We start from the raw sequence: 20690 nt of genomic DNA, 5'->3' as shown, positions 1-20690 counted from the left end.
AACACCATCCCCACCGCCAACAGCATAAGACGCGCTGTCATGCTCATGCCGCCTCCATCTGCGCCTGTATACGTGCCACCGGCCGCTCACGCACCGGCCAATTCAGCGCGGCGGCGAGCAGGCTGAGCAAAATTGCCACCTGCCAGATCAAATCGTAGCTGCCGGTTCGATCATAGACCACCCCGCCCAGCCATCCGCCGAGAAACGAGCCAAGCTGGTGGAACAAGAACACAATCCCGCCGAGCATCGAGAGGTTGCGCACACCAAACAGGGTCGCGACGGTCCCGTTGGTCAGCGGCACCGTGGACAACCACAAAAAGCCCATCGCCATGCCGAACAGATACGCTGTGACTTCAGTGACCGGCGCCCACAGGAACAACACAATCACCACCGCCCTTAACAGGTACAAGCCGGTGAGCAGGCGCGGCTTGGACATGCGCCCACCAAGCCAACCTGCCGTATAGGTGCCGAACACATTAAACAGGCCAATCAACGCCAGCACGGTGGTGCCCACCGTGGCCGGCAGGTGCTGGTCGACCAGGTAAGCCGGCAAGTGCACACCGATGAACACCACTTGGAAACCGCAGACAAAAAAGCCGAAGGACAGCAACCAGAAGCCGGAGTGAGAACAGGCCTCTTTGAGCGCCTCACCCAGGGTTTGCTGGCCCACCGTGACCGCCAGCGGCCGGTCCTTGAGCATGGCGACCAGCGGCAGGATCAGCGCCACCATCAAGCCCAGCGCCAGCAATGCTGCCGACCAGCCGAGCCAGCCAATCAAACCGAGGGTGCCGGGCACCATGGCGAACTGGCCGAACGACCCCGCCGCACTGGCAATACCCATGGCCATACTGCGTTTTTCGGGTGCAACGGCGCGACCAACCACGCCGAGAATCACCGAGAACGAGGTGCCGGACAGGCCAATGCCAATCAGCAAGCCTGCGCTCAATGACAGTGACCAGGCAGAATCAGACATACCCATGAGCACCAGGCCGACGGCGTACAGCACCCCGCCGACAAACACCGCCTTGGTCGCGCCGAAACGGTCGGCCAAGGCCCCGGTAAACGGCTGCGCCAAGCCCCAGATCAGGTTCTGCAAGGCGATGGCAAAGGCAAAGGTTTCACGCCCCCAACCGAATTCGCTGCTCATCGGCCCCAGAAACAGGCCAAAGCCATGCCGTACGCCCAAGGACAACGCCAGGATCAGCGCACTGCCTAAAAGGACCCAACCACTGGTGCGCCACATCGAGCTCATTTCTTATTCTCCATTCGCGGGTATATACCCGCTTGTAGTCGAACAAACCGCCGTTCAGGCGAGTTCATCCAGCAAGGCCAACAACATTTCGCGCTTTTCGGCGCCAAGCTTATCAATCAGTTTCTGTTGCGCTGCTTCCCACGCCGGCAACGCAGCGGCCAGCCTTTCATGACCGGCGTCAGTCAACACCACCAGGCGGTTGCGCAAATCGTCGCCCTCCACCAATTGCACTAGCCCCTCACCTTCCAGGACACGCAGGTTGCGCCCCAGGGTGCTGCGATCCAGGCCCATGGCGTCCGCCAGGCTGGAAATGCTCGGCTGGTCGAGACGCTGCAGGTTGCACAACAGAGAATACTGGGCAACGTTGATCCCGAAGCCGTCGAGAGCGCCGTCGTAGTGCCTGCTGACGCCACGGGCGGCGCGTCGCAGGTTGGTGCATAAACATTGGGAGGCAAGCATAGAGCGTGTATATACCCGGAGTTAACCAATTGCAAGAAAGCGTTACAACGCCAGCCCGACCAGCACCGCGACTTCAAGCAGCTCCAGCAGTGCGCCAGCGGTGTCGCCCGTGGTGCCGCCCAGACGCTTGACCATCAACTGGCGCAGCCACACGAAACACAATGCCGCCAGCAACACCGCGATGCCGCCGTTGAAACCGCCGATCAGGATACAGGCCAAGCCGCTGAGGATCAGCACCTGTTGGCCGACAATTCGCGGCAGATGGTCTGACAGTGCCTGGCCCAATCCGCCCGCCCGCACATAGCGCGTGGTGAGAAACAGCGCCAGCATCGAAGCGCGTCCGATCAGGGGCGCCAGGATCAAGGCGGTGCCATTGTGTTGTTCGATCAACGCCACCAAGGCGCTGAACTTGAGCAGCAGCACCAAGCCCAGGGTGACCACCGCAATCGGGCCACTGCGCGGGTCTTTCATGATGCTGAGGGTGCGTTCGCGGTCGCCAAAGCCACCCAGCCAGGCATCGGCGCTGTCGGCGAGGCCGTCCAGGTGCAAGCCACCGCTGAGCAACACCCAGGCCGTGAGCAGCAACGCGGCGTGCAACAGCAATGGGGCGCCCAGCAACACCTGGTTGAGGCCCCATAACAACACACCGAACAGCAGCCCAACCAGCGGATAAAACAGCAACGAACGACCGAGCTCTTGAGGCTGCGGCATGCCCGGCAAGCGAATGGGCAGACTGCTGAGAAATTGCAGGGCGATCCAGAACGGCAGCATCATCAGCGTCCTTCCTTCAACACGCCATCGGCTTCAACCAGCAGGCCGAACAAGGCGCCGTGACCCACTTCGACGTTCAGCAGTTGCTCACGGGGCAACCCTCGCGCCTGGGCCAGCAGCAGGCGCATTACACCACCATGACTGATCAACAGCACGCGCTGGCCAGCATAGGCCTGACGCAGCCGGGCGACAGCGCCAAGCACGCGCTCGGAAAACCGGATGACCGGCTCGCCTTCCGGCGGAGTGAAGGCATAGGGATTGGCCCAGAACAAGCCCAGCCCTTGGGCATCGGTGTCCATCAACGCGGCCGCGCTCTGCCCTTCCCAGGCGCCGAAGTGCAGCTCCTGCAAGTCAGGCTCCAGGCTCACCGGCACATCGAGCTGTGCCCCCAACTCCTGGGCAAACAGGGCGCAGCGTTGCAGGGGTGAGCTGATCAGCCGATCCCATGGCCCCTGCCCCACCACTGCGTCGCGCATCTGCTGCCAGCCGTTGGCGGTCAGCGCATCGTCCAGGCTGCCACGCAGGCCGCCGCCCAGTTCGGTTTCGCCGTGGCGCAGCAGGTCCAGGCGCAAGGTCATGCGGGGCGATCCGCCACGGCGGCTTCGGCGAACGTCGCCATCTGCCCGTGCAGCGCACACGCCAGGCGCAACAAGGGCACCGCCAACGCGGCGCCGCTGCCTTCGCCCAGGCGCAGGCCCAGTTCCAGCAACGGCTGCGCATCGAGGCTGTGCAGCACATGGCGATGGCCCGGCTCGGCGCCGCGATGGCCGAACACTAGCCATTCGCGGCACGCCGGGTTCAAGCGCACCGCTACCAGCGCGGCCACGCTGCAGATGAACCCATCCACCAGCACCACGATGCCTTCCTGGGCGCAGGCCAGGTAGGCGCCGACCAGCGCGGCTATTTCAAAACCGCCGAGATTGAACAGGGTTTGCAGCGCATCGCTGCGCTGGCCGGCGTGCAACGCCAAGGCCCGTTCAATGACCGCGACCTTGTGGCTGACCCCAGCAGCGTTCAAACCGGTGCCAGGGCCTGTGAGGTCAGTGACCTGGCAATCCAGCAATGCGCAAGCCAAGGCACTGGCCGCGGTGGTGTTGCCGATGCCCATCTCGCCGCCGATAAACAACTGCGCACCGCTTTGCAGGGCGCGGCGTGCGCTGTCTCGCCCGGCGTTCAGGGCCAGTTGCCCTTGGGCCTGGGTCATCGCCGGGCCATGGACGAAATTGGCCGTGCCCGCGCCGATATTCAGGTGACGAACGCCGGGCAAATCCAAGGACGGCGTGACGGTGCCGAGGTCGACCACTTCCAATTGCGCTTGCAGTTGCCGCGCCAGCACGCTGATTGCCGCACCACCGGTGACGAAGTTTTGCAGCATCTGGCCAGTGACCGCCTGGGGAAATGCCGATACACCTTCAGCGACCACACCGTGATCGCCAGCAAAAATCGCGATCCACAGGTGTTCTACCGAGGGCTTGGCCTGGCCTTGCAAACCTGCCAGCTGCACCGCCAACGCTTCCAACTGGCCGAGGGAGCCGGCGGGTTTGGTCAACTGCTGCTGACGCGCCAGCGCCTGTTCGTGGGCCGTGGCATCAATGGTCTTGCAGGGGTTGAGCCACCAGGAATCGGTCATAACGCAGTACCTTTCAAAGTCAGGGGCAGGCCGGCAACCGTCAGCACAACGCGCTGACATTGCTCGGCCAGGGCTTGATGCAGCCAACCGGCTTCATCCACATAGCGGCGAGTCAATTCGCCCAGCGGCACGACACCCAGACCGGTCTCGTTGCTGACAAAAATGATTTCCCCCGGCAGCGAGGCCAGGGTTTGCAGCAGGTGATCACGCTCGGATGCAAGGCGCGCCGGGTCTTCGAGCATCAGCAGGTTGGTGAGCCATAAGGTCAGGCAATCCACCAGCAGGCAGCGATCAGTGGCGGCGTTTTCACGCAGCACGCGCGCCAGGTCGATGGGTTCTTCAACCAGGCCCCAATGGTCGGGCCGACGCTGGCGGTGCAGCGCGACGCGCTCGTTCATCTCACCGTCGAGAGGTTGGCTGGTGGCGATATAAATGACGGCAAGCCCGCTCTGTGCGGCAAGCTTTTCGGCCAGGCGGCTCTTGCCCGAACGGGCGCCGCCGAGGATCAATTGATGCATGCAAAGACCCCTGGTAAACCATGTGGAAGCGGGCTTGCTCGCGAATAGGGTGTGTCAGTGAATGCAGCCATGGCTGACCCAACGCATTCGCGAGCAAGCCTGCTCCCACAGTTAGATTGTGGTGCGTCAGGTGGACATGAGGCGGCCGCCAGGGCGCTATCGCAGGCAAGCCAGCTCCCACGATGGGGTCGTGTAAACATCTTCAGATCCCACATAGCTTGCGTAATAAATCGGTATCCAGGTGATGCTCCACCAAGTCCGCCAAGCGCTCGATATCGCGCTCGCGCAGGCCGTGATAATTCACCTCTTGTACGTCCTGCAACCCGGCCCAACGCAGCAAGGCGCTGCACGCTGCCGGGGTCTCGAATAAGCCGTGCAGGTAGGTGCCTAGAATTTGCCCATCGGGGCTCTGTGCGCCATCGCTGCGGCCATCGTCCAGCAGCACCGCAGCGCTTGCCAAGGCAGCGCCGCAGGTGACCCCGGCATGGATTTCATAACCGCTGACTTCAGCGTCTTCCAACACCAGGCGTCCACGCACGTTGCGCAACTGCTTCTCTTGTTCCAGGGTGGTGCTGAACGCCAGTAACCCGAGGCCGTCGCTGGAGCCCGCAAGCCCTTCCAGGCCCAACGGGTCATGGACTTGCTCGCCAAGCATCTGCAAACCGCCGCAAATCCCCAGCACCTTGCCGCCATAACGCAGGTGTCGCGCCACGGCGGTGTCCCAGCCATTGGCACGCAGATAGGCCAGGTCACTGCGCACGCTTTTCGAGCCCGGCAGGATGATCAGGTCAGCGGCAGGTATCGCCTGGCCCGGCCCGACGAACTGCAAATCCACCTGGGGGTGCAAGCGCAGCGGGTCGAAGTCGGTATGGTTGCTGATGCGCGGGAGCACCGGCACCACTACCTTGAGCACCTGGGAGGCCTTGTCGATCTGGCGCTGGTCGATGCCGTCTTCTGCCTCCAGGTGCAGGTCCATCACGTAGGGCAGCACGCCGACCACCGGCTTGCCGGTGCGCGCTTCGAGCCAATCCAGCCCGGGTTGCAGTAACGCGATATCACCGCGAAAACGGTTGATGATGAAGCCCTTGACCCGCGCCTGCTCACTGGGCGACAGCAGTTCCAGGGTGCCGACCAGATGGGCGAACACGCCGCCGCGATTGATGTCTGCGATCAACAGCACCGGGCAGTCCACCGCCTCGGCGAAGCCCATGTTGGCGATGTCATTGGCGCGCAGGTTGATCTCGGCCGGGGAGCCCGCGCCTTCCACCATCACCACCGGGTAGGCCTCACGCAAGCGCGCGTGGGAGGCCAACACCGCTTGCATCGCAATGGCTTTGTAGTCGTGGTAGGCCACGGCATTCATGCTGGTAACGGCACGGCCATGGATGATCACTTGGGCGCCGGTGTCGCTGTTGGGCTTGAGCAACACAGGGTTCATGTCGGTGTGGGGCGCCAGGTTGGCGGCCTGGGCCTGCACCGCCTGGGCGCGGCCGATCTCGCCGCCTTCGGCGGTCACCGCGCTGTTGAGCGCCATGTTCTGCGGTTTGAACGGTGCCACCGCGACGCCCTGGCGTACCAGCCAGCGACACAGCGCGGTCACCAGGGTGCTTTTGCCGGCGTCAGAGGTGGTGCCCTGCACCATCAACGTGGTCATGTGGCGTCCTTGTAGGCGGCCAGGGCTTCGTCAAGGCGCAGCCAGTCGGCGTCGGTGTCGGGCAGGCCCAAGCGCACGCTGCTGTTGTGCACAAACAGGCGCAGCAGGATGCCGCGCTGGGCCATGAATTCGTACAGCCGTTCAGCGTGGGGGGTAATCAACCACTGGAACAAGGCGCAGCCGCCGTGAGGTTGAAGGCCGCGGCGCTCAAGCAACTCGAACAGACGCTGGCCGGCTGCGATGCAACGACTGCGCTGGAGCGCATGCCCGGCGGTATCGCGCAGGCACACTTGGCCCAGCACCCGCGTCGGCCCACTGACGGCCCAGGGCCCGACCTGTTCGGCCAACAGCTTGAGCAACTTGCGCTCGGCCAGCACAAAGCCCAGGCGCACGCCGGCCAGGCCGAAGAACTTGCCGAATGAGCGCAGCACGATCAAGCCGACCTGATCGGCATGGCTGGCCAGGCTCAAGTCCGGGGTTACGTCAATAAACGCCTCGTCCACCACCAGCCAGCCACCACGTTGGGCCAACCGCGCATGCCAATCCAGCAGGCGCTGCGGGCTCAGGCTCAAGCCCGTGGGGTTGTTGGGGTTGACCACGACTAGCACGTCGAGGCTGTCGAGAAAGAAGTCGACTTCCTGCTCCTGCACTTCGCGCACCACATAACCGGCGCGGCGCCAGGCTTCGGCGTGCTCGGCGTAACAGGGCGAAAGCACGCCGACCTTGCCGGAACGACGCAGGCGCGGCAGCAGTTGGATCGCCGCCTGGGAGCCCGGCACCGGCAGCAACGGGCCGGCGCCGTAGTACTCGCTGGCAGCCTTCTCCAAACCGTCATCGGTTTCCGGCAAGCGCGCCCAGGCACGCAAGGGAATCTCGGGAATCGGCCACGGCCAGGGCGCCAGGCCGCTGGACAGGTCGAGCCAATCCGCTTCGGAAATGCCGTACTCAATCGCGGCCTTACGCAGCCGACCACCATGTTCAAGCATAGATTTGCGCCCCCACGCACAGGACCAGCAGCCACAACCATACGCCGCGCTGCACCAGTTGCCAGCCGCGATCAATGGAATCGGCGTCGGCCGGCGGGCCTTCGCCCAATGGCGGGCGCTGGTGCACCTCGCCGTGATAAATCGCCGCGCCGCCGAGCTCCACACCCAAGGCGCCGGCCCCTGCCGCCATCACCGGGCCGGCGTTGGGGCTGTCCCAAGTCGGGCCCTGGGTGCGCCAGCATTTGAGCGCCAGGCGGGTTTTACCCAATAACGCGTAGGTTAAGGCCACCAAACGCGCAGGAATATAGTTGAGCACATCATCGATCCTGGCGGCTGCCCAGCCGAAGCGCTCAAAGCGCTCATTGCGATAGCCCCACATGGCGTCCAGGGTGTTGCTCAAGCGATAGAGCACCACGCCCGGCACACCGGCTACCACAAACCAGAACAACGCGGCGAATACCGCATCGCTGCCGTTCTCCAGCACCGATTCGGTGGCAGCACGGGCGACTTCAGTGCGGTCCAGTTCGCTGGTCTGGCGGCTGACCAGGTAACTCACACGGGTGCGCGCTTCGTCCAGATCATCACGGCGCAGGGCCTGGGCCACTGGGGTTACGTGCTCACCCAGGCTGCGCATGCCCAGGGCGCAGTACAACGCCATAATCTCCAGCAGCCAGCCGATATAGGGCGCCCACGACAACGCCGTGGCCAGCAGGGTCAGCGGCACCACGGCGATAAACCACGCGGTCACGCCATGGCTGCGCCAGCCACGCCCACCGCTATTGAAGCGTTGCTCGATGCGCCCGGCGAAATTGCCGAACGCCACCAGCGGATGCCAGCGCCTGGGCTCACCCAGCAGCGCATCCAGCGCCACCGCAGCCACACACAGCAAGGCCACACTCATTGACTCACTCCCCACGTGTTTTCATACAGCATGTCACTTAGCGGTCGCGGCTCGGCCCAGCCTTCTAGCTGCAACATCGGTGCCGGGTAAAACTCGGCCACCGGCCCCAGGCACAACACAGCCAGGGGTTTTGCGCCGGGCGGCAAGCCCAGCAGCTCGGCCAGGGCCTGGGGATCGAACAGCGAAACCCAGCCCATGCCCAATCCTTCCACGCGCGCCGCCAACCACAGGTTCTGGATCGCGCAGGAGAGCGAGGCCATGTCCATTTCCGGCAAGGTGCGGCGCCCGAAGATATGGCGCTCGCGGTCGTCCATCAGCGCTGCGACCAGTACCTCGGCACAGTCGTTGATGCCTTCGACCTTGAGTTTCATGAACGCATCGGAGCGCTCGCCCAATGCTTCGGCTGTGCGTACGCGCTCTTCTTCCACCAACTGTTGAATCTGGCTGCGCAGCGGGCGATCGCTGATGCGGATAAAACGCCACGGCTGCATCAGGCCGACGCTGGGCGCCTGGTGCGCGGCGTGGAGCAGGCGTTGCAGCAGTTCAGGCGCGACATTGCCGCCGCTGAAGTGGCGCATGTCGCGGCGTTCGGCGATGGCGCGGTAGACGGCCTGGCGGTCGGCCTCGGGGAAGGCGTTGTCAGTCATGGCCTCATCGGGGGCAAGCCCCCTCCCACATTTGGAATGCATTCCCCTGTGGGAGCTGGCTTGCCTGCGATAGCGGTCTCAACGTCGGGCGCGAACAACGCGGCCACCGCGCCCGGATTCGACGGAAAATAAAAGTGCACATAGGAGGCGGTCAAACGACCCTGTCGGTAAACCGCTTCGGCACCGCGCCCGCCGTTAGGGCTCAGACCACGGGCAATCGGCGCCCATTCGGTACTGGTCAGGGAATGGTGATAGGTATGCCCACGCAACGTGCCCTCCGGCAGCTCAACGCTTTGCAGCGCCAGGGCCGCGAGTTTCTTCTGCATCACCGCATCGCCTTGTAACAAGCCAACCAGTTCGGCACGTGTACCCTCCACATCGGTCAACGAGTCGAGCAGATAGAGCATGCCACCGCATTCGGCGAGCAGCGGTTTGCCAGCGGCGTGATGAGCACGAATGGCGTCCAGCATCGCGGTATTGGCCGACAATGCCTGGTGGTGCAGTTCTGGATACCCGCCGGGCAGATAGACGCTGTCAGCTTCGGGCAGTTGCCGATCATGGATCGGTGAGAAGAACTTCAGCTCGGCGCCCATCGCCCGCAGCAAATCCAAACTGGCGCCGTAAGTAAAGGCAAAGGCTTCGTCACGGGCCACGGCAATACGCACACCGGCCAGCAAGGGTTCGGCTTCGATCACCTCGGGCGCGGCAAAGGTCACCGGCGGCGGCAGGGCCACTTCGCAGCTGCTGCCCAACGCCTGGGCGGCAGCGTCCAGGCGCACGTCAAGATCATTCAGTTCGCTGGCTTGCACCAGGCCCAGATGACGGCTGGGCAGTTCGATGCCGGTCTCGCGGGACAATGCACCGTACCAACGCAAGCCCTCGGTAAGGCTGCCTTCGAGCAATTGCGCATGGCGCAGGGTGCCGACGCGATTGGCCAGCACGCCGGCGAACGGCAGGTCGGGTTGATAGCGCGCCAACCCCAAAGCCAGGGCGCCGAACGTCTGGGCCATGGCGGTGCCATCGATCACACCCAGCACCGGTACACCGAAGTGTCGCGCCAGGTCAGCGCTGGAAGGCGTGCCGTCGAACAGGCCCATCACGCCTTCGATGAGAATCAGGTCGGCCTCCCCCGCCGCATCCCAGAGCAGACGGCGGCTTTCCTGCTCGCCCACCATCCACATGTCCAACTGGTACACCGGCGCGCCACTGGCACGCTCGTGGATCATCGGGTCGAGAAAGTCCGGCCCGCATTTGAACACGCGCACCTTGCGTCCCAGGTTGCGGTGCAAGCGGGCGAGCGCGGCGGTGACCGTGGTTTTGCCCTGGCCGGACGCCGGAGCGGCGATCAATACGGCCGGGCAATGACGGGGCTGATTCAAAGTTCGACGCCTTTCTGTGCCTTGATACCGGCCTGGAACGCGTGCTTGAGCATGCCCATTTCGGTGACGGTGTCGCCCATTTCGATCAGTTCAGGCTTGGCGCCACGGCCGGTAACCACTACATGCTGCATGGGCGGGCGCGCTTGCAGGTCGCTGAGTACCTGGTCCAGGTCAAGGTAGCCGTGCTTGAGGGCGATGTTCAGTTCATCCAGCACCACCAAGCCGATGGAGGGGTCATTCAACATGGCCCGGGACACCGCCCAAGCCGCTTCGGCGGCGGCGATATCGCGCTGGCGGTCCTGGGTTTCCCAGGTGAAGCCTTCGCCCATCACGTGAAAGTGCACCTGCTCGGGGAAGCGGCGGAAGAACAATTCTTCGCCGGTGCTGTTACGCCCCTTGATGAACTGCACCACACCGCATTGCATGCCATGGCCCATGGCTCGGGCCAGCATGCCGAACGCCGAACTGCTCTTGCCTTTGCCATTGCCGGTCAGCACCAGCAGCAGGCCGCACTCGTTGGGGGAATTGGCGATGCGCTCGTCAATCACGGCTTTTTTGCGCAGCATGCGCGCCAGGTGGCGTTCGTCGCGTTCGGGGGAATCAGTCATGGCAGCTCTCCGTTGGGGCTGGACAAAAACGGCGGGCAGGAAAAAGAAAAAACAGACAGCCAAGCATCGCCCACCGTGATGCTGTTGGATGATCCAGGCCGGTCTCCGGGCTCATGAGTGGCGCTTTTGATAGCAAGCAGCCGAGGGTGCGCCTTCCCATATCGCACGCGATACAGTGGCAAACAGCACCGTCTTGACTCATTTACCGTTGCGGGGGCAGCGCCGGAATCGCGGCAGCACTGTGTACAAGTGCGCTCACTCACCGGCTTCCCTGTTTCACTCCGTCGACGCGTACGCCACAGAGCACCTGGAACAAGCCGCGAAGGTTAGTGGGTTGGGGGTGGAGCGTCAATTAAAGCTGGCCTTGGACTTGAACCATCCGCCGTTCGTGCTTCTCTACCCCTACAGGTATCAAGGAGAAAACCATGCCTAAAACCCGACTCGCCCTACTGATCATGTTCGCCGGTAGCCTCGCTGCGTGCGGCGAAAGCTCGACCCTGCAGGTCGCCGATGGCACCGGCCCCTCGCCCAAGCTGCCGGAGCCGAACAAGACGCTGATCCCCACCGTCAATATCGCCCCGGCCATCGGCTGGCCCGAAGGCGCCAAGCCCATCGCGGCCGCAGGCACCCAAGTGGCTGCGTTCGCCGAAGGCCTGGATCACCCGCGCTGGCTCTACGTGCTGCCCAACGGCGACGTGCTGGTGGCCGAGACCAATGCACCGCCCAAACCGGACGACGCCAAAGGCGTACGTGGCTGGGTGATGGAAAAAGTCATGGACCGCGCTGGCGCCGGGGTGCAGAGCCCGAACCGCATTACCTTGCTGCGCGATGCCGATCATGATGGCGTGGCAGAAACTCGCACGGTGTTCCTTGAGAATCTCAACTCGCCGTTTGGCATGACCCTGGTGGGCAACGACCTGTATGTGGCCGATTCGGATAAGTTGCTGCGCTTCCACTATCAGCCGGGTGAAACCGCAATCACCTCCCCAGGCACCAAGGTGGTGGATTTACCCGGTGGCCCCTTGAACCACCACTGGACCAAAAATGTGGTGGCCAGCCAGGACGGCAGCAAGCTGTACGTGAGCGTCGGCTCCAACAGCAACGTCGGCGAAAACGGCCTGGAAGCCGAACAGGGCCGCGCCGCCATTTGGGAAGTCGACCGCGCCAGCGGCCAGCACCGCATTTTTGCCTCCGGCCTGCGCAACCCCAACGGCATGGCGTGGGAACCACAGAGCGGCAAGCTGTGGACGGCGGTCAACGAGCGCGATGAGATCGGCAGTGATCTGGTGCCGGACTACATCACCTCGGTCAAGGATGGTGGCTTCTACGGCTGGCCTTTCAGTTATTACGGCCAGCATGTGGATGTGCGTGTGACCCCGCAGAACCTGGACATGGTCGCCAAGGCCATCGCTCCGGACTATGCGGTAGGCCCTCATACCGCGTCGCTTGGGCTGACTTTCGCCGAGGGCAGCAAACTGCCCGCCCCCTTCAGTAATGGCGCATTTATCGGCCAGCATGGTTCCTGGAACCGCAAGCCGCACAGTGGCTACAAGGTGATTTTCGTTCCCTTCGAAGGGGGCCAGCCGAAAGGGCAACCGGTGGATGTGCTGACGGGGTTTCTTGATAGCGATGAGAAAGCCATGGGCCGGCCGGTCGGCGTGGTGATAGATCAGCAGGGGGATTTGCTGGTGGCCGATGATGTGGGCAATAAGGTTTGGCGGGTGTCGGCTGTTAAGTAAATAACCACATACCAATGTGGGAGCGGGCTTGCCCGCGATTACGGTGGCCCAGCCAACTAAGCCGTTGACTGACACACTGCATTCGCGGGCAAGCCCGCTCCCACATTTTGGAGTTTTATTGATTCAGGGGTTACGCGCCAGATTCCCTGGCAACACGCGTTTAGCACTCAGGTAGGCATTCTGCCAATACGCTTTGGATAGCGTATCCAGCTTCACCGTACCGCCGGTTTGCGGCGCGTGTACGAAGCGGCCCTCCCCCACATAAATACCCGCATGGCTGACCCGCGAACCACCACCGGTGGCGAAGAACAGCAAATCACCGGTTTGCAGGTTTTGTTCGCTGACGTCCTGGGCACGCATCACGATCAGTTCACGGGTGGTGCGCGGCAATGAGATGCCAGCAGCGTCGCGGAATACAAAGCCGATCAGGCCGCTGCAATCAAAACCCGAGTCCGGTGTGTTGCCGCCCCAGCGATAAGGCGTGCCGACCAGGCCCAGCGCACGAAAGAGCACGTCTTCGGCAGCTGGCGAGAAATTCTGGGTGGCATAGTTGAACACCGGCTTAGGCTTGACCGCGACGGGCGCGGGCGGCGGTGTGCGACTGGCGCAGGCGCTGAGCAGCGCGGCGCAAACAATAAGCATCAGGCGGGCCGAGGTCGACATGTGCAGAACAATCCTGGTCTGGATGCGGCTTTCGCTGCCGAACGTTGAAAACCAGAACGCGCAAGCAAAGCTCGCGCGAACGGATAACAACAATGTCCAGGGATTCTAGCGCTTACACGTCAAACTTCAAGTATCACTTTAACTTTACTTACTAGCGGTAACCGTCGTCGGGGCCATGGCGAGTGCGCGCTTGGCTTCGATGAAGGTTTTGCTCCAGTAGCTGTCACCGAGGTTATCGACCCGAACACCACCACTGCGGCGGCTGCTGGAATGAATAAACTGGTTATCGCCCAGGTAGATACCGGCGTGGCTGACACGACCGCGGCCACTGGTACTAAAGAAAAGCAGATCACCGGGCTTGAGGTTGTTTCGTGCGACCAACGGTGCATTCACGTTGATCATCTCGCGCGTGGAGCGCGGCAGGTTCATACCGGCTTCTTCACGAAACAGGTAGCCAATGAAACCGCTGCAATCAAAACCGGCTTCCGAGGTGCCGCCGAAACGGTAACGGGTACCGATCAAGGACATGCCGCGCTCAAGGATGCTGTCGGCCAGAAGTGGCAGCTGGTAAGGCTTGCTGTCGGAGAACTCGGCGAGTTCTTTTTCGGTTGCCACCTCTTCTTCATAAACAGAAGCAGACTGTGCAGCAACGAACTTTGCCTGATTTTGAACCTGTGGTTTTTGCTGTTCTGCCACCTGCTGAGGGTGGGAGGCGCAACCAAACAACAGGGTAACGAGTGCGAGAGGCACGAGGGGTGCGAAGCGATTTAGCATGGGCACGACCGTGGCTGATGTGTAAAGAAGCCGAGACTATGCCCTCTATCACATCGATTTGCAAATTCAATCGTGATCTATGTGACTTCCCGTTTCGACCGTGACATCTAAGCCGTGATTCCATTTATTGCTTCAGCTGCGTAGCCCTTAAGGCTCAAACGCAGGGTTTCTGACGCCTTGAAAATGCCGACATATGGAAAATCAAGACCTTACCAACCCAAGGTTTCTTTGAGGAAAGGGATCGTCAATTTTCTTTGCGCCTGTAAAGAAGCCTGGTCGAGTTGTTCAAGCAAATCGAACAGCGCACTCATGCTCCGGGTGCCACGGGTGAGAATAAAGTGCCCGACTTCGTCGGTCAGGTGCAGGCCACGACGCGAAGCACGCAGTTGCAGCGCACGCAGCTTGTCCTCGTCGGACAACGGGCGCATCTGGAAGATCAGCGCCAGGGTCAGCCGCGACTTGAGGTCGGCCAGCTTCACCGGCAGCTCGCGGGGCGAGGTAGAGGCCGCAATCAGCAGGCGTCGGCCGCTGTCGCGCAGGCGGTTGAACAGATGAAACAGCGCCTCTTCCCACTCTGCTTTGCCGGCCACTGCCTGCAAGTCGTCGAGACACACCAGTTCGTATTGCTCAAGGTTATCGAAGATGCCGATGCCGCGGTCCATCAACTCTGCCAGGGGCAGGTACACCGCCGGTTCGCCCATCTGTTCGAAACGCAGGCAAGCGGCCTGCAGCAGGTGGGTGCGCCCCACGCCATGCTTGCCCCACAGATAAATCAGGCTTTCAGTCCACCCGGCGTCGGCTTCGCAGAGCCGCTCGACATAGCCGAGTGCAGCGGCATTGGCGCCTGGGTAGTAGTTGATAAAGGTAGCGTCATCACGCAGACGCACACCTAGGGGCAGCTGAATCGGTTTCATGCTGACTGAACGGCTCCCATCGAACCGTTAGTGGCCTCTGTGTAAAGTTTGCAAAGTTTATACCCGTGACGCCGGGCGCACAATGCAGCAGACCACAAGCAAAATCAAAGGTTTGCGTTAACTCGCAGGTTTACGCGAATTGTTTGACGCACCCGGCGCCAATAACAACAAACCCGGCCAGGGCCGGGTTTGTGACATTGCGATTACAACTCGGGCTCATCCACCCCTGTGTAAACGTCCGAATCCTTGTACAAGTCGTGCACATGGCGCACCAGCACCATGATCACCGCCGCCACCGGCAACGCCAGCAGGATGCCGGTAAAGCCGAACAGCTCACCACCCGCCAGGATCGCAAAGATCACCGCCACCGGGTGCAGGCCAATTCGATCGCCCACCAGCAGTGGCGTCAGCACCATACCTTCCAAGGCCTGGCCGACCATGAACACCGCGACAATCCCCAGCATCGGGTACAGGTCGCCGCCAAACTGGAACAGCCCCGCCACCAACGCCGCGCCGATGCCGATCACAAAGCCCATGTAGGGCACGATGGCCGCCAGGCCCGCGATCAAGCCGATCAACAGTCCCAGCTCAAGGCCGATCGCCATCAGGCCCGCAGCGTAAATCACGCCCAGGGCCAGCATCACCAGCAACTGCCCGCGCACGAACGCGCCCAGCACCTCATGACACTCCGCCGCCAGTGAAACCACGCGCTCTTCGCGGTCACGGGGCAGCAGGCTGCGGATCTTGGCCATCATGATGTCCCAATCTCGCAGCAGGTAGAACGCCACCACCGGGATCAGCACCAGGTTGGTCAACCAGCCGATCAGCGCCAGGCTCGACGCGGTTGCCTGGCTGAGCACCACCGTGACGATATCGGTGGTCTTGTCCATATGCTCGCTGATGGCCGCCTTGACCTTGTCGAACTTCCAGAAGCCATCTGCCAGCCCGAACTTGGACTGGGCCCACGGCATTGCCGTGTGCTGCAACCAGTCGAGCATCTGCGGCGCCAGTTCATAAAGGCGGAACAGCTGCTTGGCCAACATCGGCACCAATATCAACACCAGCGCCGTGATGATCAACGTGAACAGCGCAAACACCGTGATCACGCCCCAGGTGCGCGACATGCCGACTTTTTCCAGGCGATCCACCACCGGATCGAACAGATAGGCGAGCAGCAGCGCCACCAGGAACGGCGTCAGGATCGAATGCAGCAAGAACACAAAAACGCACAGCAGGACAATCCCGCCAAGCCACACCCAACGACGCGTATCCGCCATAAACCACTCCATCTGTTATTTACGCCCTTCTTCTATATAGAAGGAGGAACACCGTTTACCAACGAAAACGCAGTTGCGCCTGAGGCTCAGGTGCAGCAGCCGGTTGCGCGCCATCGATCACAGCTGGCTGGGCCGGGGCTTCGCCAGCAGGAATTTCCTGCAGCTTGGCCAGGCTCAGTTGGGTGCGCAGTTGTTCGGCGCTGCCATTGACGCGATACACAATCCGGTTGCCATCCACTAACTGCGGCTGGCCGCCAAAGGGCTCGAGCAAACGACCCAGGGCGGCGTAGCGCTCCAGGTTCATGCCTTGCACTTCAAGCAGTTGCTCAGTGCTCACGCCCGGCTTGACGGCAAAGCGTGGCGCCAGCTTTTGACTGACCGCCAGCAAGACAGCGTCGGCGAGCGCGGCAGTGTCAGCGCCTTGGGCGGTGCCCTCCTCAGCCTTGTCGCCCAGCCACAGGCGCCATTTGGCCTGCCACTGGCTGCCTTCCTGGCGCGCATGCACCGCCAGCAACGCATCGGCACCGTAGCGCTCGGACGCTGCACGCAACGGCGTGGCGTCCGGACTCTCAAGATTCGGCGCGGTGGCAACTACCTGTTCATCCAGGTCTCCCAGCGGCAAGCGCAGCGGCAGCCCCCGGTGTTGCGCGGCCCGGCGCAGGGCCTGGGCCACGGCCTGGCCATCGCCGACCAGGCTGCTGCCTTCGGTTGAATCGTTCAGCCACCAACCCAGGATCGACGGCCGGTTGCTGCCCCAGATCGACAGGCCTGCATCACGCAAGGCACGGTCGGTGCTGACCGGGTCGAAGTCCACTTGCAGGCTTTCCGGCGGGCCGGCGTCGTAGCCGTACTGGCTGATGATTTGTTGCGGGTCTTTGCGGATAGCCGCCAGGCCCGGGCCATCGGCGGCCTTGGCGTCGCCGGTCAGGCGGATCACCAGGGTCTGCACGGCGCGCTGGGTGGCTTGGTCGCGCTCTTGGGGCGACTGGCTGCTGACCGGTTCGAGCACTTGATAGAGGCCATTGAGGGTTTCGGCATGACTCGCCAGGCTGACCAACGACAAACAGCCCACAAAGAAGAATTTACACAGACGCATGGAAGATTCCCGAACGACAAATTTAGCGGTTGGAACAGACCGCGTGATCTCGGTTTGGCAAGGCTGTGACACAGCGACCGGTAAAACATTCACAGGGTCCCGGTAAGTTTTCATACTGTCATAACGCTAGCGAGCTCAAGGCTATACCTTAATACGCACGATTACCGGCCCGATTTGCATTTTTTTGAGCTCATATGCCCTGCCCGTCGGCCCGAGGATGGCCGCTGCCCCTCAAGCCTGATAAAATCGCGCGCCTTCGCAGACCGTCAACGGCAGGGCCCTTTCCAAAAGCCCCCGCCCGCCCGGTCGTTACCCAGAAATCCCCCCTAAAGGCCTGGATCATGAGCAAGCAACCCTCCCTGAGCTACAAGGACGCCGGTGTAGACATCGACGCCGGTGAAGCATTGGTCGAACGCATCAAGAGCGTCGCCAAGCGCACTGCGCGCCCTGAAGTCATGGGTGGCCTGGGCGGTTTTGGCGCCCTCTGCGAAATCCCGGCCGGCTACAAGCAGCCTGTACTGGTGTCCGGCACCGACGGCGTGGGCACCAAGCTGCGCCTGGCCCTGAACCTGAACAAGCACGACAGCATCGGCATCGACCTGGTCGCCATGTGCGTCAACGACCTGGTGGTGTGCGGCGCCGAGCCGTTGTTCTTCCTCGACTACTACGCCACCGGCAAGCTCAATGTCGAGACCGCTACCCAGGTTGTGACCGGCATCGGCGCGGGCTGTGAACTGTCGGGTTGCTCCCTGGTGGGCGGTGAAACCGCTGAAATGCCAGGCATGTACGAAGGCGAAGACTACGACCTGGCCGGCTTCTGCGTGGGTGTGGTGGAAAAGGCCGAGATCATCGACGGCTCCAAAGTCGCTGCTGGTGACGCCCTGCTCGCCTTGCCATCGTCCGGCCCGCACTCCAACGGCTACTCGCTGATCCGCAAGATCATCGAAGTGTCCGGCGCCGACATCGAGAACATCCAGCTCGACGGCAAGCCACTGACCGACCTGCTGATGGCGCCGACCCGCATCTACGTCAAGCCATTGCTCAAGCTGATCAAGGACACCGGCGCCGTCAAGGCCATGGCCCACATTACCGGTGGCGGCCTGCTGGACAACATCCCGCGCGTCCTGCCAAAAGGCGCCCAGGCGATTGTCGACGTGGCCAGCTGGCAGCGCCCGGCAGTCTTCGATTGGCTGCAGGAAAAAGGCAACGTCAACGAAACCGAAATGCACCGCGTGCTCAACTGCGGCGTGGGCATGGTGATCTGCGTTGCGCAGGAACACGTTGAAACCGCACTGAACGTGCTGCGTGAAGCCGGCGAGCAACCTTGGGTCATTGGCCAGATCGCCACTGCGGCCGAAGGCGCAGCCCAGGTTGAACTGAAGAACCTCAAGGCTCACTGATGCCCCAGACCTGTGATGTCGTGGTGCTGCTTTCCGGCACCGGCAGTAACTTGCAGGCCCTGATCGACAGCACGCGCACCGGCGACAGCCCGGTGCGCATCGCTGCGGTGATTTCCAACCGCAGCGACGCCTACGGTCTGCAACGCGCCCGTGACGCGGGTATCGATACTCGCTCCCTGGATCACAAGGCGTTCGACGGTCGCGAGGCCTTCGACAGCGCCTTGATCGAACTGATCGACGCCTTCAACCCCAAACTCGTGGTCCTTGCCGGTTTCATGCGCATCCTCAGCGCAGATTTCGTCCGGCACTACGAAGGGCGCCTGCTCAATATCCACCCTTCCCTGCTGCCCAAGTACAAAGGCATGCACACCCACCAGCGCGCCCTCGACGCCGGCGACAGTGAGCATGGCTGCAGCGTGCACTTTGTGACCGAGGAACTCGATGGCGGGCCTCTGGTCGTACAGGCAGTGGTTCCGGTAGAGTCAGGCGACTCGGCGCAGACACTTGCGCAACGGGTTCATACCCAGGAACACAGGATTTACCCGCTGGCTGTTCGCTGGTTTGCCGAAGGACGGTTGATTCTTGGCGACCAGGGTGCATTATTGGACGGCCAGTTACTCGCGGCCAGCGGCCACTTGATTCGAACCTAGGAGATTTTATGCGTCGCGCCCTGCTTTTCGCTTTTGCGCTGTTCGCTTTGCCTGCCGTACAAGCGGCAGACCTTCACCCCTTCTCCGTCAGCTACACCGCCGACTGGAAACAACTGCCCATGAGCGGTTCGGCTGAACGCAGCCTGGCCAAGAATGGCGACGGTACCTGGACCTTGAATTTCAAGGCCTCGATGATGATCGCCAGCTTGACCGAAACCAGCGTGATCCTGTTCGACAAGGACACCCTGCAACCCAAGAGCTACAGCTTCGAACGCGGCGGCCTGGGCAAGGCGAAGAAGATCAACCTGGATTTCGACCAGAGCGCCAAAAAAGTCACCGGCTTTGAAAACAAAGACCCGGTCAATGTCACGCTCGAAAGCGGCATGCTCGACAAGTCCACCTACCAGCTTGCTCTGCAACGCGATGTTGCCGCGGGCAAAAAAAGCATGAGCTACCGCGTGGTTGAGGGTACCGATACCGATACCTACGACTTCCGCGTGATCGGCTCGGAAAAGGTCCAGACCAAGGTCGGTTCGATCGACGCGATCAAGGTCGAGCGCGTGCGTGATCCGTCCCAGAGCAAGCGCATCACCCAAATGTGGTTTGCCAAGGACCAGGGCGGTATCCTGGTTGCCCTGCGTCAGGTTGAGACCGATGGCAAGGAATACAACATCATGCTGCAGGATGGCACTGTTGACGGTAAGGCCGTCAAGGGTAGCTGATTGGGCTGATGTGCTGGAAAGAGCCTCGCTGAATGCGGGGCTTTTTTTTGCCTGGAATTTTAGGCGCGGCCACTACCGCTATCGCAGACAAGCCAGCTCCCACAGTGGAATGCATTTCAAGGTGGGAACTGGCTTGCCTGCGATAGCGGTACCGAGGTCAACCTAGCCGCCCTGAACATGAAACTTTTGTCATAAACCCCCGGAGGTGGCGACGCAATGCCTCGGTTTACGCGGCCTGTAGCATTGTTGCGCTTTCTGCAATGAATTATTGCGCGCAAAATCAGTTTACTTAGCAAGCTAACAAATCATATAACAGAGGCCTGCGACGACTTGCCGCAGATCAACCAGAGATTGGAGCAAGCAGATGACTGTAAAAGTAACTGAACGCGACGATGAACATATGTCCCATGAAGCCGTAGGCCACGGGATTCACATCTGGGATGTCCATCAGCAAGACGTATTGGTCGGCATGTTTCACAACGAGAGCGACGCCCACAATTATAAAAACGAGCTCGAAACTCTCGAACTGCAACGCCAGGCAAAAAGCTCCTGAAGCTCTGAAATCATGTGGACGCCCGGTCCACGCAGCCGGGCCGTCTACAAGGAACCGCGCCTTTGGAGCGCGGTTTTTTTGTCAATAATCGCCATAA

Annotated in this window: 22 protein-coding genes and 1 riboswitch; of the genes, 5 read left to right on the top strand and 17 right to left on the bottom strand. The window is 61.9% G+C overall.

Annotation, left to right across the window (positions count from 1 at the left end; translation table 11 throughout):
- Positions 1–43: 43 nt before the first annotated feature.
- From TX24_RS04325 to cobO, 12 genes are all read right to left on the bottom strand, one after another.
- Positions 44–1252: an MFS transporter gene (locus TX24_RS04325; protein WP_003193030.1), complete on the bottom strand. Its 1209-nt coding sequence runs from the start codon at positions 1250–1252 to the stop codon at positions 44–46.
- Between the two features lie 54 nt (positions 1253–1306).
- The gene (locus tag TX24_RS04320) at positions 1307–1711 is read right to left on the bottom strand and encodes a MarR family winged helix-turn-helix transcriptional regulator (protein WP_003193031.1); all 405 of its coding nucleotides are present in this window, start codon (positions 1709–1711) and stop codon (positions 1307–1309) included.
- 42 nt (positions 1712–1753) lie between these two features.
- Positions 1754–2482, bottom strand: a complete 729-nt coding sequence (locus TX24_RS04315) for an adenosylcobinamide-GDP ribazoletransferase (protein ID WP_034136223.1) — start codon at positions 2480–2482, stop codon at positions 1754–1756.
- A gap of 2 nt (positions 2483–2484) precedes the next feature.
- On the bottom strand, positions 2485–3060 hold the full coding sequence (gene cobC / locus TX24_RS04310) for an alpha-ribazole phosphatase family protein (protein ID WP_003193034.1): 576 nt from the start codon (positions 3058–3060) through the stop codon (positions 2485–2487).
- A complete protein-coding gene (gene cobT / locus TX24_RS04305; protein ID WP_034136129.1) occupies positions 3057–4112 on the bottom strand; it encodes a nicotinate-nucleotide--dimethylbenzimidazole phosphoribosyltransferase in 1056 nt (351 codons plus the stop codon). Before cobT ends, cobC begins: the two co-directional genes overlap by 4 nt.
- Positions 4109–4630, bottom strand: a complete 522-nt coding sequence (gene cobU / locus TX24_RS04300) for a bifunctional adenosylcobinamide kinase/adenosylcobinamide-phosphate guanylyltransferase (RefSeq protein ID WP_003193037.1) — start codon at positions 4628–4630, stop codon at positions 4109–4111. The genes cobT and cobU overlap by 4 nt, the downstream gene beginning before the upstream one ends.
- 202 nt (positions 4631–4832) lie before the next feature.
- Positions 4833–6284 (bottom strand): cobyric acid synthase, encoded by a 1452-nt coding sequence (locus TX24_RS04295; RefSeq protein WP_057709773.1) that lies wholly within the window; start codon positions 6282–6284, stop codon positions 4833–4835.
- Complete coding sequence (gene cobD, locus TX24_RS04290; RefSeq protein ID WP_003193039.1) at positions 6281–7270, bottom strand: threonine-phosphate decarboxylase CobD; 990 nt, start codon at positions 7268–7270, stop codon at positions 6281–6283. Before cobD ends, TX24_RS04295 begins: the two co-directional genes overlap by 4 nt.
- Positions 7263–8171: an adenosylcobinamide-phosphate synthase CbiB gene (gene cbiB, locus TX24_RS04285; protein ID WP_003193041.1), complete on the bottom strand. Its 909-nt coding sequence runs from the start codon at positions 8169–8171 to the stop codon at positions 7263–7265. The genes cobD and cbiB overlap by 8 nt, the downstream gene beginning before the upstream one ends.
- Positions 8168–8818 carry a 5,6-dimethylbenzimidazole synthase gene (bluB, locus tag TX24_RS04280; protein WP_034136132.1) on the bottom strand — a complete coding sequence of 217 codons (651 nt, stop codon included), beginning with the start codon at positions 8816–8818 and terminating at the stop codon, positions 8168–8170. The genes cbiB and bluB overlap by 4 nt, the downstream gene beginning before the upstream one ends.
- Positions 8815–10197 (bottom strand): cobyrinic acid a,c-diamide synthase CobB, encoded by a 1383-nt coding sequence (locus TX24_RS04275; protein ID WP_057709772.1) that lies wholly within the window; start codon positions 10195–10197, stop codon positions 8815–8817. Before TX24_RS04275 ends, bluB begins: the two co-directional genes overlap by 4 nt.
- Positions 10194–10805: a cob(I)yrinic acid a,c-diamide adenosyltransferase gene (gene cobO, locus TX24_RS04270; protein ID WP_003193046.1), complete on the bottom strand. Its 612-nt coding sequence runs from the start codon at positions 10803–10805 to the stop codon at positions 10194–10196. Before cobO ends, TX24_RS04275 begins: the two co-directional genes overlap by 4 nt.
- A gap of 79 nt (positions 10806–10884) precedes the next feature.
- A riboswitch (cobalamin riboswitch) is annotated at positions 10885–11131 on the bottom strand.
- Between the two features lie 99 nt (positions 11132–11230).
- Here cobO and TX24_RS04260 point away from each other — a divergent pair.
- Positions 11231–12544, top strand: a complete 1314-nt coding sequence (locus TX24_RS04260; protein ID WP_057709770.1) for a PQQ-dependent sugar dehydrogenase — start codon at positions 11231–11233, stop codon at positions 12542–12544.
- 123 nt (positions 12545–12667) lie between these two features.
- Here the strand turns inward: TX24_RS04260 and TX24_RS04255 are convergent, their stop codons facing one another.
- The 5 genes from TX24_RS04255 to TX24_RS04235 all read right to left on the bottom strand — a co-directional run bounded on the left by TX24_RS04255 (position 12668) and on the right by TX24_RS04235 (position 17268).
- Entirely contained in the window at positions 12668–13207 is a 540-nt protein-coding gene (locus TX24_RS04255) for a C40 family peptidase (protein ID WP_003193049.1), read from the bottom strand.
- Between the two features lie 144 nt (positions 13208–13351).
- Positions 13352–13981 carry a C40 family peptidase gene (locus TX24_RS04250; protein WP_003193051.1) on the bottom strand — a complete coding sequence of 210 codons (630 nt, stop codon included), beginning with the start codon at positions 13979–13981 and terminating at the stop codon, positions 13352–13354.
- Between the two features lie 209 nt (positions 13982–14190).
- A complete protein-coding gene (gene hda / locus TX24_RS04245) occupies positions 14191–14895 on the bottom strand; it encodes a DnaA regulatory inactivator Hda (protein WP_003193052.1) in 705 nt (234 codons plus the stop codon).
- Positions 14896–15098: 203 nt separating this feature from the next.
- Entirely contained in the window at positions 15099–16172 is a 1074-nt protein-coding gene (locus TX24_RS04240) for an AI-2E family transporter (protein ID WP_003193054.1), read from the bottom strand.
- Positions 16173–16227: 55 nt separating this feature from the next.
- Positions 16228–17268: a DUF2066 domain-containing protein gene (locus TX24_RS04235; protein ID WP_003193058.1), complete on the bottom strand. Its 1041-nt coding sequence runs from the start codon at positions 17266–17268 to the stop codon at positions 16228–16230.
- A 341-nt stretch (positions 17269–17609) separates the two neighbouring features.
- Here TX24_RS04235 and purM point away from each other — a divergent pair, with 341 nt between their 5' ends.
- The 4 genes from purM to TX24_RS04215 all read left to right on the top strand — a co-directional run bounded on the left by purM (position 17610) and on the right by TX24_RS04215 (position 20593).
- On the top strand, positions 17610–18668 hold the full coding sequence (gene purM, locus TX24_RS04230; protein WP_014719398.1) for a phosphoribosylformylglycinamidine cyclo-ligase: 1059 nt from the start codon (positions 17610–17612) through the stop codon (positions 18666–18668).
- Positions 18668–19318, top strand: coding sequence for a phosphoribosylglycinamide formyltransferase (purN, locus tag TX24_RS04225; RefSeq protein ID WP_003193061.1), 651 nt, complete (start codon positions 18668–18670; stop codon positions 19316–19318). The genes purM and purN overlap by 1 nt, the downstream gene beginning before the upstream one ends.
- A gap of 8 nt (positions 19319–19326) precedes the next feature.
- The gene (locus TX24_RS04220) at positions 19327–20040 is read left to right on the top strand and encodes a DUF3108 domain-containing protein (RefSeq protein WP_003193062.1); all 714 of its coding nucleotides are present in this window, start codon (positions 19327–19329) and stop codon (positions 20038–20040) included.
- A gap of 364 nt (positions 20041–20404) precedes the next feature.
- On the top strand, positions 20405–20593 hold the full coding sequence (locus TX24_RS04215; RefSeq protein WP_003193064.1) for a hypothetical protein: 189 nt from the start codon (positions 20405–20407) through the stop codon (positions 20591–20593).
- Positions 20594–20690 lie beyond the last annotated feature (97 nt).

The sequence above is a fragment of the Pseudomonas lactis genome (assembly GCF_001439845.1).
GTDB lineage: Bacteria > Pseudomonadota > Gammaproteobacteria > Pseudomonadales > Pseudomonadaceae > Aquipseudomonas > Aquipseudomonas lactis.
The sequence above is the reverse complement of the archived record's forward strand: the minus strand, read 5'-3'. Positions and strand labels throughout refer to the sequence as shown.

Coding starts and splice junctions, on each gene's coding strand:
- cbiB (WP_003193041.1), bottom strand. CDS start 8,171: ATGAGTGTGGCCTTGCTGTGTGTGGCTGCGGTGGCGCTGGATGCGCTG.
- cobU (WP_003193037.1), bottom strand. CDS start 4,630: ATGCATCAATTGATCCTCGGCGGCGCCCGTTCGGGCAAGAGCCGCCTG.
- TX24_RS04220 (WP_003193062.1), top strand. CDS start 19,327: ATGCGTCGCGCCCTGCTTTTCGCTTTTGCGCTGTTCGCTTTGCCTGCC.
- purM (WP_014719398.1), top strand. CDS start 17,610: ATGAGCAAGCAACCCTCCCTGAGCTACAAGGACGCCGGTGTAGACATC.
- bluB (WP_034136132.1), bottom strand. CDS start 8,818: ATGACTGACAACGCCTTCCCCGAGGCCGACCGCCAGGCCGTCTACCGC.
- TX24_RS04315 (WP_034136223.1), bottom strand. CDS start 2,482: ATGCTGCCGTTCTGGATCGCCCTGCAATTTCTCAGCAGTCTGCCCATT.
- TX24_RS04260 (WP_057709770.1), top strand. CDS start 11,231: ATGCCTAAAACCCGACTCGCCCTACTGATCATGTTCGCCGGTAGCCTC.
- TX24_RS04215 (WP_003193064.1), top strand. CDS start 20,405: ATGACTGTAAAAGTAACTGAACGCGACGATGAACATATGTCCCATGAA.
- TX24_RS04320 (WP_003193031.1), bottom strand. CDS start 1,711: ATGCTTGCCTCCCAATGTTTATGCACCAACCTGCGACGCGCCGCCCGT.
- cobD (WP_003193039.1), bottom strand. CDS start 7,270: ATGCTTGAACATGGTGGTCGGCTGCGTAAGGCCGCGATTGAGTACGGC.
- TX24_RS04250 (WP_003193051.1), bottom strand. CDS start 13,981: ATGCTAAATCGCTTCGCACCCCTCGTGCCTCTCGCACTCGTTACCCTG.
- purN (WP_003193061.1), top strand. CDS start 18,668: ATGCCCCAGACCTGTGATGTCGTGGTGCTGCTTTCCGGCACCGGCAGT.
- cobO (WP_003193046.1), bottom strand. CDS start 10,805: ATGACTGATTCCCCCGAACGCGACGAACGCCACCTGGCGCGCATGCTG.
- TX24_RS04255 (WP_003193049.1), bottom strand. CDS start 13,207: ATGTCGACCTCGGCCCGCCTGATGCTTATTGTTTGCGCCGCGCTGCTC.
- TX24_RS04325 (WP_003193030.1), bottom strand. CDS start 1,252: ATGAGCTCGATGTGGCGCACCAGTGGTTGGGTCCTTTTAGGCAGTGCG.
- cobT (WP_034136129.1), bottom strand. CDS start 4,112: ATGACCGATTCCTGGTGGCTCAACCCCTGCAAGACCATTGATGCCACG.
- TX24_RS04295 (WP_057709773.1), bottom strand. CDS start 6,284: ATGACCACGTTGATGGTGCAGGGCACCACCTCTGACGCCGGCAAAAGC.
- hda (WP_003193052.1), bottom strand. CDS start 14,895: ATGAAACCGATTCAGCTGCCCCTAGGTGTGCGTCTGCGTGATGACGCT.
- cobC (WP_003193034.1), bottom strand. CDS start 3,060: ATGACCTTGCGCCTGGACCTGCTGCGCCACGGCGAAACCGAACTGGGC.
- TX24_RS04240 (WP_003193054.1), bottom strand. CDS start 16,172: ATGGCGGATACGCGTCGTTGGGTGTGGCTTGGCGGGATTGTCCTGCTG.
- TX24_RS04235 (WP_003193058.1), bottom strand. CDS start 17,268: ATGCGTCTGTGTAAATTCTTCTTTGTGGGCTGTTTGTCGTTGGTCAGC.